The organism is Gemella haemolysans (assembly GCF_028308085.1).
GTDB classification, from domain to species: domain Bacteria; phylum Bacillota; class Bacilli; order Staphylococcales; family Gemellaceae; genus Gemella; species Gemella haemolysans_D.
Genome location: NZ_JAQMFS010000042.1, coordinates 1 through 10862, shown reverse-complemented (window position 1 = coordinate 10862; position 10862 = coordinate 1). Strand labels below are relative to the sequence as shown.

Below are 10862 nucleotides of genomic sequence, written 5' to 3'. Positions count from 1 at the left end.
AAAAGCGGAAGAGCCAGCAGCGCCGGCACCAAAAGCAGAAGAGCCAACGACTCCAGCACCAAAAGCAGAGGAACCAGTGGCACCAGCACCAAAAGTAGAGGAACCAGCGTCTCCAGCACCGAAAGCGGAAGAGCCAGTGGCACCAGCACCAAAAGCGGAAGAACCAGCTGCAACACCAAAAGAAGATACTCCGTCTGAAGAAGTAGCACCAAAAGATGAAAAACTTGAGGAAGCAAAAAAAGATGGAAAAGATGTTATTGAAAAAATTGCTGCTTCAAAACTTAGTGAAATTGAAAAAGTTAAAGATGAAGCAGAAAAAGCTAAGTTAGAAGCTAAATTAAAAGAATTAAAAGAAGCAGGATTAGAAGCGATAAATAATGCTAAAAATCATGATGCAGCAGTAGATGCTACGGATGAATATCAAACTAAAATTGATGAAATTAATGTTCCAGGTGAAGAATTACCAGCACCAAATTATAACAAAGATAATTTAACAAATGGTCGTAACGAAGGTACTACTATTGATAATGGAAGTACAGCAATAGGCCATGGGTCAGGTGAAGCTACATCAACAACTTCGACACAGCCTACCACTGAAGAAAGACCAACTTCACCAGTAACTCCAACACAACCTGCTTCAACTTCAGAGGGAACTTCTAGTTTCAGAAATGCTCCAGAAGTTCAAGTTAGAGCAAGAAGAGTAGCACGTGCAGCAAATCAACCAGACGGTACGGTAAACATAAGTTATAATTATGACGGAATGCCAGATATCAATGGATTTTTATCTGATCCGGGAGAAAATAATACAGTAGCTATTTCAAATTCAGCAACTGAAGATGAAGTGAAAGAATTAGTTAAAGCAAAAATTCAAGCTAAGGCTCAAGAATTAGCTAAACACGGATATAAAGTAAAAGAAGAAATAGTATTTGAGCAAGATACTAATGTGAAGAACTTTAATTATGTAATCACTTTCACTAAAGAGAAAACAGGAACTACAGGCTTCAGAATCGCTCCAGAAGTTCAAGTTAGAACTAAAAAAGTTGTAAAAAGAGATTTATCTAATAAAACTAAAAAAATAAACATCTATTATAATCTAACAGCTCTTAAAGATATTGCGGGAGCATTAGGAGAATTAGGGGGAGAGAATATGCTTACTTTCCCAGGAAATACACCTAAAGAAGAATTAAAACGAGCTATTGAAGAAAAAACAAAAGCTCAAATTGAAAAATTGAAAAAACAAGGTTTTAAAGTTGTTTCAACTACCGACTTAGATCAAATCGTTGAAGGTGGAGATAGCTATGATTATGTTGTAGAATTCACAAAAGAATCTAAATCTGCATCAGCTAATAATACAGGTTTTAGAAAAGCGCCTACAACACAAAGAAGGGCAAAAAGATCAACAGAAGCACAAGAAAATGTAAATGTTAATATTTACTTTAACTTAAAAACTTTACCCGGAATAGCTGGAGCATTAGATGTAGATGGAGATACTACTATAAAACTTCCAAAAAATGCTACAGAAGCGCAAGTAAAAGCAGCAATTCAAGGGAAAATCGCTAAAGTAGAAAAACGAGGATATAAAGTAAGTGATTTTTACTTTGGAGCAAAAACAGATCGTGGTTACGATTTTGTCGTAGAATTTAAAAAATAAAAAAACAACCTAAATAAAAACTGACCTTAGAGTTTAGATAATAATCTAACTTGAGGTCAGCTTTTTTATTTTATTCTTCTTCAGTTTCACGAGGGAAAATCATGGATTCACTGAAGTTTAAGTTGCGAAGAGCGGTGTAAGAATCTTCTAGAGAAATATAGTTTAACTTTCTCATCGTTAATATTCTATATTTTAAAAGTCGAACTAACTCCATTTGAAGTTCTTTAAGTTCTTCTTCGAAATCGATGTCTTCTAAAAATACTTCAAATAAAGTGAATGAGTAGTATCTATATACATCTTTAACGAATTCTGCAGTATTTTGATCTGAACACTTTTCATCAATAACCTTATAGGCTGTCTCAAGAAGTACTTTTCTTACTGTAGGCGAGCAATCAATGATAGCCTGAATTTGGCTAGAAGAAGCTTCAGCTTTTTGTTTAATTTCATCTAATTTATTGACGAAGTTTACTTTTCTTCTTTTTGGTATTTTTTCTTTAAGTTTCTCATAAAATTCTGGAGTTAGATCTTTAGCCACAAAATGACGAGTTAAACGACGTTTTAGATTGGATTCTTTTACATATATTCTTAAATTAAGTAATAGGTTTTTTGGTATCGAATATGTGAATAATAAAGATTTTCTAAGTTGCATAAGTTTAGAAATTTCCAGGATTTGCTCAATGTTAGGATTGTCCTTAAGTATTTCAGGGAGAACTTTGTCTTGTGCTTTCATTATTTTTTTGTGTAGTGATAGTGGTTCGTTTGTATTTTTAAATCTTCCAGTTTGCATGTTTCTGAAATATGTTTTTAATTCGTGTAAACTTTTTATTTCAATAGCATAAGCAACTTTTTCTTCAATAGATTTCTTAGAAATATCACGTTCTTTTAGTTCCTCAAGTGTGCCTTCTAAGATTTTTTCACGAAGAGAGTATTGAGTATATTCTTTCTCTTCATCTTCGTTCTTAACAACAAGAGGAAGGGCGATTGTACCGATAATAATACTTAGTAAAACGACGTTACTCGCAATGAATAGGATGGTATTTCTAAGAGGGAAGTTATCCCCAGTAGCAGTTACAACCGGAATCATAAGTGCTGTAGCAAGTGTTACTGTACCGTGAATACCACACAAACTAGTAATTAAAGAGTAGTTAAATCTAGAATAGTTACCTTTGTCAAATTTTCTATTTAGTATTATTTTCGCTGTTTTTCTAGCAGTCGTAAAATGATGAGGTTGGAATGATATGTAGTTGAAATATACAAAGGTCAATCTAACTATCATTAGACCTAAAACAATAACTAATGAAATTATGAATCCATATACAATATCAATCTCCCTATTATTAAACACAGTATGATATATCTCAGGGAGTAAATATCCTAAAAAGGTAAATACAAAACCATTTAGTACATAACTTGCTATTTGTTGAGTACTGTCTATAGTTACTGCAGCATCACTACTTACAACAGTAAGTAAGTGATGCTTTCTTTGGTAGTTGTATACTAGAGCTGTAATTACTACAGCTACGATACCAGAGACACCAATATGTTCCGCAAGATAGAATACTATAACTGGTGTTATTAATTGAAAAATAACTAAAATATTAAATTCGTCAGCAAATTTTGTTGAGAATATAAACTTAATATAAGAAAAAGCTATCCCAATAATAAGTCCAAAGATCGCTCCCCCTCCTGCAACTACTAAAAATTTATAACTAGCATTCGTGACAGAAAATGTGTTAGTAAGAACTGCTGCTAGAGCTATATTAAATGATACAAGACCAGAAGCATCATTTAGAAGCGATTCCCCTTCTAATATAGCCATAAGTCCTTTAGGTAGTTTCATTCCTTTAGTTATTGATTTAACAGCCACAGCATCTGTAGGTGACAGGACAGCAGCTAAAACAAAACATGCTGCCCAAGGAATCATTGGAAGCAATAAATGAATTATGCTACCGACAACAATTACCGTCACAAGAACTAAAAATATTGCCATATATATAATTGGACGTTTGTATAGCCAGATATTCTTTAAGGACGAGTTGAAACCGTCAGTAAATAATAGGGGAGCGATAACTAACATCATAAACATTTCTGATTCAAACTCAAAATGGAGTGGAAGATTAGGGATAAAAGTTACCGCAGCACCAAGAATTATTTGGAATAAAGCTGCTGGAATACGAGGAATAATATTGTTAAGAAAAGAAGCAAGAATAACAATAACTATTAGTATTCCAAGAGTAGTTAGTATTTCCATAGAAAACTCCTTTGTAATTATTTTATTATTTATTTGTACCAATATATTTTACAATTATTTAATATTAAAATCAATGATTATACAATCTGAAAGAAATTAATAATGAATATTGTAAAACAATAATTTTAATAGTTTTAGAAGATGTGTTATTTGTTATTTTTTAGAAATGAAATTATCGCCATGTCTAAATATTAATACTTAGACATAGCGATTGATTTAATTTTTTCATATATTGTTAGTAAAGTTACCAACTAATTACTTTTCCATCTTCTATTTTAATATCAGCGTCATAAAGTTTGTTTAGAAGCTCTTCATCAAAGAAATTCTCAGCTTTATCATTCTTTATAACTTTTCCATTAAGAAGAGCAATAATATTATCACTGTATGCTAGTGCTTGATTTATATCATGTAGTACCATGATAATAGTAATTCCTAAAGATTTATTAAGATCTCTAACAAGTTTCATTATAGATTTTTGATATTTTATATCAAGGAAGGTAGTAGGTTCGTCTAATATAATAATATCAGTGCTTTGTGCTAATGCCATTGCGATGTAAACACGTTGAAGTTGACCACCAGATAATTCATCTACACGTTTATCTCTATAGGTTTTTAAATTAGTTTTTTCAAGAGCAAATTCAATTTTTTCAATATCACTAGCGCTAGGTTTATAAAAGAAAATATTTTGATAAGGAAGACGAGCGAAACTAACCATATCATAAACAGTAATTTCTTTTGGAGTTTCATTCTTTTGATAAACAATCGCAAGAATACTCGCAAGTTCTTTTAATGAATATGAATTCAATTCTTTACCTTCGAGTTTGATACTTCCAGAATTATAGTTTAAATTTTTGGCTAATATTTTTATAAGTGTACTCTTACCACATCCATTTTTACCAAGTAGGGTAGTAATTTTACCTTTTTCAATATCTACATTAAGATTTTCGAAAAGAGTATTTTTATTATTATACTTAAATGTAAGGTTATTAATTTCTATTATGTTTTCCATTAACTTACTCCTTTCTTAACTAAAATAATAAATGCAGGTCCACCGATAATCATCATTATTAAATCAGCAGGTATTTCGATTGGTGCGAAAATAACACGACCGATTGTATCGAATAATAGTAGAATAAATGCTCCAAGTAAAGCACTAAATGGAATAGTATAGATATGATTTCTACCAATTATAATCTTAGCAATATGAGGTGTAATAAGAGCTAAAAACACCATAACACCAGCAACAGCTGTAGACACAGAAGCAAGAGCTACCGCAACAAATGAAATTAGCAGGCGAATCATATTAATATTGATTCCTAGTGAACTGATAATATTATCATCTAAGGCGAAGATATTACATAGTTTTGCTAAGAAGAAACTGATAATTAGTAAAATAGGAATCCAACTTAATAATAATGAAACATCATCCCAGTTTTTAGTTCCTAAACCAACAGTCTTGAATGCAGATGACGTAGTAGAGTTAGCTGCATTCAAGTACTGTATAGAACTCAGTATTCCTGTGAAGAAATAACTTATTGCAATACCGATTAAAATAATTTTAACATTGTTTTTTGTTCTACCGGCTAAGTAATAAATGATTAAGAAACCAAGGATACCACCAATGATAGAAAATACAGACTTAAATATCATAAATTGTGGGAATAATCCTAACCCTAAGTATAAAAACAGGTTAGCTCCACTAGAAACCCCTATAATACTAGGATCGACAAGCGGGTTCTTTAATACTGTTTGTAATAATAAACCACTAACACCAAGAGCTGCACCTACTAATATAGTGATGATAATTCTTGGGAAACGAACATCGATAATTGCATTAACATTGGCGTATTCTCCAGTAAAGATACCAACAGCTAATTGTCCGACGCTAGCTTTTATACTACCACTATTCGCTGCAAAAAATACTGTACTTAATAAAAGTAGAATAAGAACAGAAAAAGTGATTGCTTTTTTGTTGTTAAACATTAAGAACCTCCTTATATAGTTTATATGTTTAGTATATCATATTGTTTTTAAATTGTATTATATAAAAACCAGAGGTAGCAATGTGCTACTTCTGGTTTTAAGTATTAGTTACTATAGAAAATACTGTATAGACTTTCTAATCCTTTTTGGTAATCATATGTAGCTGTCATACCAAACATTGAGCTATCTAAATCGACAACTTTATTATTTTTTACCGCATCAAAGTGAGACCAACTCTTATTGTTTTCAAATTCTTTTTTAAACATTTCATTTACGGTATCAGGCATAGCATGAGCAGTGCGTAAAATAAAGTCTGGTTTATCATTTAAAGCAGTTTCTAAGTTTAGATTTTTAAACTCTTCAGTACCTTTAATGATATTTTCACCACCTGCTAATTTTACAAGGTTACCTACATAAGATTTTTCAGTAGCTGCCATGTAACTTCCAGGTAAGCCCATAAGAACAAGAACTTTTGGTTTCTTCTTATTAGCGATTTTTTCATTGAATTTAGCGAAAAACTCATCATGTTCTTTCTTTAATTCTTTGAATTTTTCTGTTTTACCAAATTCTTTTGCAAGATCTTCTGTAATAGAATATAGTCCATTAACGCTACGAATATCTACAAATTTATAAGGGATTTTATTTTTCTCGAATCCTTCTTTTATCCAGTCTTGTAAACTATCTGGAGCATATACGATAGAAGGATTAATAGATTTGATAACTTCCATATTTGGATTCATTGGAAGACCGATTTGAACAGTATTGTCATATCTTTTAGGCATACGACCTAATTTTGTAGTAGGGACACCTGCTAATTTAATGTCAAGTACATTTGCGACTTGAGCTAGAGCTACAGAGTCCATTACTACACGTTTTCCATTTTCTTCTTCAGATTTTTTGTCTTTATTTACACCTGTTAAATCTATCGTTTCATTAAAAGCTTTATCAGCTAGATTAGGATCAGTTCCAGTAGTGTTACCAGCTTTATTTTGCGATGAACAAGCAGTAAGAACTAGAATACTGGCTAATAGTAGTGTAAATAGTAGGGATAGTTTTCTTTTCATGAATTATCTCCTAGTTATTTTTTCTTTTTTTACGAGGAAAGTAAAGTCCAGCAGCTATTGCAAGAACTCCAATACCACCTAAATAGTAAGGTGTGTAGTTTGTTTCTTTGATAGCTTCCATATCTAATCCGTCATTTCCGTTTTTAATAGTATCAGTATTAACTTCTACGAAGTAACGAACAGGACGATTCATAGGTTCTACGTACATTTGTACCATAGCTAAGAAGTTTTCATTTGGTACTTCAAATCGATAGTCAACATAGCTATCTTTATATTGTTCAATATTAACTTTTGTTTCAGTAGCTTCTACTTGCTTAAATTCTCCATCTTTTTGAAGAACTTTGATGAAAGGACCTTGTTCTTTACTACGTTGAACCCAGTTCATTAGGTGAATACGGACAGTTGCGTATAATTTACCATCTTTTGTACGTTGAAGCATAGCTTTAGACCAACGTTTTTCACCATTAGATTTTTGATTTTTAAGAGCTTCATTAAGGTCTCCACCTGCGTTAATAGGTGAGATAACTCCTTGTACCATACCTTCACCGATAGCTGTATTTTTAGTACCACCATCAGCTGTAACTCCAGTAAGAGGGTTTAGGTATGAACCTGTGATATCAAGATTATAAAGACCAGGATTTTTTGTTTTTTGATCATCTTTGAAGTAATCTTCTAATTTTTTAGCAACAAAACCTTCAGGTGCTTTATTCTCATCTTTTTTATCTTTGTTCTCTTCTTCTTTTTTCTTATCTTCAGCTTTTTTCTCTTTGTCTTTAGAAGAATCTTCAGAACCAGATACTAGGTTAGCTGCAGACCAGTTAAATTTAATAATAGCATTTTGAGATGCATCACCACCCATGATTTGGTTCATAGCATCAACAGCAACTCTAACACCGACTTTGTCAGGTTTAGCTTCACCAAAATTAAAGCTTAGAGTTCCTGGGTATGTACTAGTACCACCATCTAAATTAGTATCGTTATAAGTACTAGTTACAGAAGCAGCAGTAAGACTACCAGAAAAAATTGGAGATGAGTAGATACTAAGCGATAATAAGTGACCGTGCATATTACTGAAATCCATTGGAGTGAATTGTACAGAGATAGTAGAGGTATTATTATCATGAACGTTTACAGTAGCATGTGTAGCTAGTGCATTGTTCCCCATAGAAAGACGACCACTATTTTCAGCATGCCATAGTTCCACAGGAACGCTATATACTCTGTCAGCAGCATATACATTTTTAACGAAAGGAACATTACTAGATGTAACTATAAACGTTAATGTAGCGATAACTATCGTTAACAGTTTTAAAACTCGTTTCATTATAAAAACTCACTTTCTTTTATATTATTTAATTTTTAATAAGAAAGGCGGGAAGTTTTCCCGCCTTACGGAATCGATAATAGTAAGCTAAATTAGCGGGGTATTATCTTAATATTTATTTTTGTTTTCTTCTTCCAACAAGAACTGCACTGATTAAAGTAAGAGCTCCTGCAAGAATTGATGAAGATGTTTCTAAACCAGTGTTAGAAAGTCTACCATTGTTTAGACGACCACCTCTTGGAGTTAGTGCACGATTACCATTAGCACTTGATCCTGGTTGTCCACCGTCAACAAATGCAGTACCTTGTCTTTCACTAGCATTAGACCAATCTAGGCTAAGGATAGCATCTTTTTTACCAGCACCTGGCATAATGCTTTCCATTGTTGGAACGAATACAGAAACAGGAATGTTAGTTAACTGCTCACCAGAAGTGAAATGAACTTGTACTTGGTTCATAGCACCACCTGTACTTGTAACAGGATATTCAGTACCATTAACCCAGAAACGAGTAATACCATCTGTAAGAGTTCCCACTTTAATATCATGGAAGCGAACGATATAGTGATATGTAGATCCATCTTTATAAACAGTAATACCATCTAGTGCTGCATTCCCCATAGAAGCACGTCCTGCTTCATAGGCATTTAATAGTGTTGCAGATACATTATCAAAGTATGTAACTGTTTTTTCTTCACCTTGACCTTGAGCTTGGTCTTGTGCAGGAAGGTTAGGTTTAGCTACTGGTTTGATTGGTGAAGTTGGAGATTTTTTCTCTGGAGTTTTACCAGGTTTTGTATTAGTTGGTTCTGTTGGTTTATTAGAAGGTTGAACATTTTTTTGTGTTTCAGGTTTTGGAACAGGCTTAGTCTCCACAGGTTTAGCTGGTGTTGGTTGACTAGGAGTAGTCGGATTAGTAGAAGATTCCGCAGGTTTAGTTTCAGCTGCTTTTGGAGTAAGTTTTTCTTCTAATCCATCTGTTTTTATTTGAAGAAATGCACTTTGTTTACCTTGTCCAGGCATTATTTTGTCCATAATATTAACGAATACTTTTACAGGAATACGACTTTCTAAAGTTGATAAAGTAAATTCTGCTTCTTTTGGATTTAATGCACCTGGATAGTTAACGTCATTTAGAGCTACTTCAGATTCATTAACCCAAAAATGTCCAATCCCATCGTTTTGTCCATTGAAAGTAATATTTTGCCAAATAACTTTATATTTATAACCATTATTTACTTTTTGGACAGTAGTTTTAACCAATGCAGCATTTCCCATTGAAGGTCTATTTTCGTAAGCGTGCATTAGTACACTTTCTACTTCTACTTCTGGATTTTGAGTATCTGCAGCTAATAAAACTTTATTGTTTTGTGCAGTTGTTGAATAGTCTACTACAGCAAGAGTAGAGATAATTGTTGCTGCTGATAGAACTTTTAATAATTTATTAGTTTTCATGTTTTATTTATCCTCCTTAATTTCTTTATACATGACTATATACAAAGGGATAAATTATCCCTTTGTATAATAATTTTGTTTATTTTATTTGTTAGATTTTCTACGTAGTACTAGGGCAGAAAGTAATAATAGTGCACCTAAACCAGCAGTAGCTGTTGTAGAAAGTCCTGTTTTAGCAAGTGATGCTTTTGCATTTTGTTCTACATTTTGAGGAGTAGGTGTGCTATTAGTTTTAACAACATTTAGTTTATTTTCGTTGTTTTCAACTTTGTTGTTTTCTTGCCCAAAAACGTTAGTAGTATCTTTTTTATCTTCACTACTTGTAGCTTTATTTTCATTGTTTAAAGCTTTATCTTGAGAAGTTTGTTTTTCTGATTGAGCTGATGCTTTATCAGGATTTACTTCAGAAGATTTTGGAGTTTCTGTACCTGCTGAAGTGTTTTCATTTGTAGAAGTATTAGAAGTATCTGATTTAGAAGGTTTTTCAAGGTTAAATTTTACTATAGTGTAAAGACTGAAGTGGTTTGTAAAGAATGTAAGTTTTCCATCTTTATAAACACTTGGAACTTTTTCTAATTTTTCACCATTTACATAGTAAACTTCTAATTTTTCGTTTTCATTTGCTACTACAGCTACTGTAACGGCACGTGTTTCACCTTGTTTGTTGATTGTGTTACCTTTAGGATCAGCAAAGTGAAGGTCAATTGTTTTAACAACACTTAGATTTTCATCAGCTTTTTTAACAAGGTCTTCCACTTTAGCTACAGTTATTTTGTCAGCTTTTTCTACAACTAGGTTAGCAGCTTTTATAGCAGTATTATCAAATGTTACTGTAACTTCTTCAGAAGAACCATTTTCTACCACTTTAGCTACTAGAGTATCTTTAAGAGATGCAGTTTTTACAATTGCTTCTAATTTTTTAGCTTCTTCTTTACTTAGAGATTTATCATTAGCAATGTCTTTTACAGCTTCTTTTTTAACTTCTTCTAATTTTGCTTTTTCTTTTTCAAGTTTTTCTTTTTCAAGTTTTTCTTTTTCAGTTTGAGCTTTAGCAGCAGCTTCTTTGTCTAATCTTTCTTTTTCAAGACGATCAGCTTCAGCTTTTTGAGCTTTTTCTTTTTCAAGTTTTTCTTTTT

6 protein-coding genes and 2 pseudogenes are annotated in these 10862 nt (G+C 32.3%); 1 reads left to right on the top strand and 7 read right to left on the bottom strand.

Going from position 1 to position 10862, the window contains the following annotated elements; all coding sequences use genetic code 11:
- Window positions 1-1651 (top strand): annotated as a pseudogene (locus PNO30_RS03030) (hypothetical protein); the annotation flags it as partial.
- Window positions 1652-1721: 70 nt separating this feature from the next.
- Here PNO30_RS03030 and PNO30_RS03025 read toward each other — a convergent pair.
- The 7 genes and pseudogenes from PNO30_RS03025 to PNO30_RS02995 all read right to left on the bottom strand — a co-directional run.
- Window positions 1722-3902: a cation:proton antiporter gene (locus tag PNO30_RS03025; RefSeq protein WP_271987115.1), complete on the bottom strand. Its 2181-nt coding sequence runs from the start codon at window positions 3900-3902 to the stop codon at window positions 1722-1724.
- A 244-nt stretch (window positions 3903-4146) separates the two neighbouring features.
- Window positions 4147-4911, bottom strand: a complete 765-nt coding sequence (locus PNO30_RS03020) for an ABC transporter ATP-binding protein (protein ID WP_271987114.1) — start codon at window positions 4909-4911, stop codon at window positions 4147-4149.
- Window positions 4911-5885: a FecCD family ABC transporter permease gene (locus PNO30_RS03015; protein WP_271987113.1), complete on the bottom strand. Its 975-nt coding sequence runs from the start codon at window positions 5883-5885 to the stop codon at window positions 4911-4913. Before PNO30_RS03015 ends, PNO30_RS03020 begins: the two co-directional genes overlap by 1 nt.
- A 104-nt stretch (window positions 5886-5989) precedes the next feature.
- Window positions 5990-6949 carry a heme ABC transporter substrate-binding protein IsdE gene (gene isdE, locus PNO30_RS03010; protein ID WP_271987112.1) on the bottom strand — a complete coding sequence of 320 codons (960 nt, stop codon included), beginning with the start codon at window positions 6947-6949 and terminating at the stop codon, window positions 5990-5992.
- A 10-nt stretch (window positions 6950-6959) separates the two neighbouring features.
- Window positions 6960-8273, bottom strand: coding sequence for a heme-binding Shp domain-containing protein (locus PNO30_RS03005; RefSeq protein WP_271987111.1), 1314 nt, complete (start codon window positions 8271-8273; stop codon window positions 6960-6962).
- A 115-nt stretch (window positions 8274-8388) separates the two neighbouring features.
- Entirely contained in the window at window positions 8389-9726 is a 1338-nt protein-coding gene (locus PNO30_RS03000) for a hypothetical protein (RefSeq protein ID WP_271987110.1), read from the bottom strand.
- Between the two features lie 84 nt (window positions 9727-9810).
- Window positions 9811-10862: pseudogene (locus PNO30_RS02995) on the bottom strand (hypothetical protein); the annotation flags it as partial.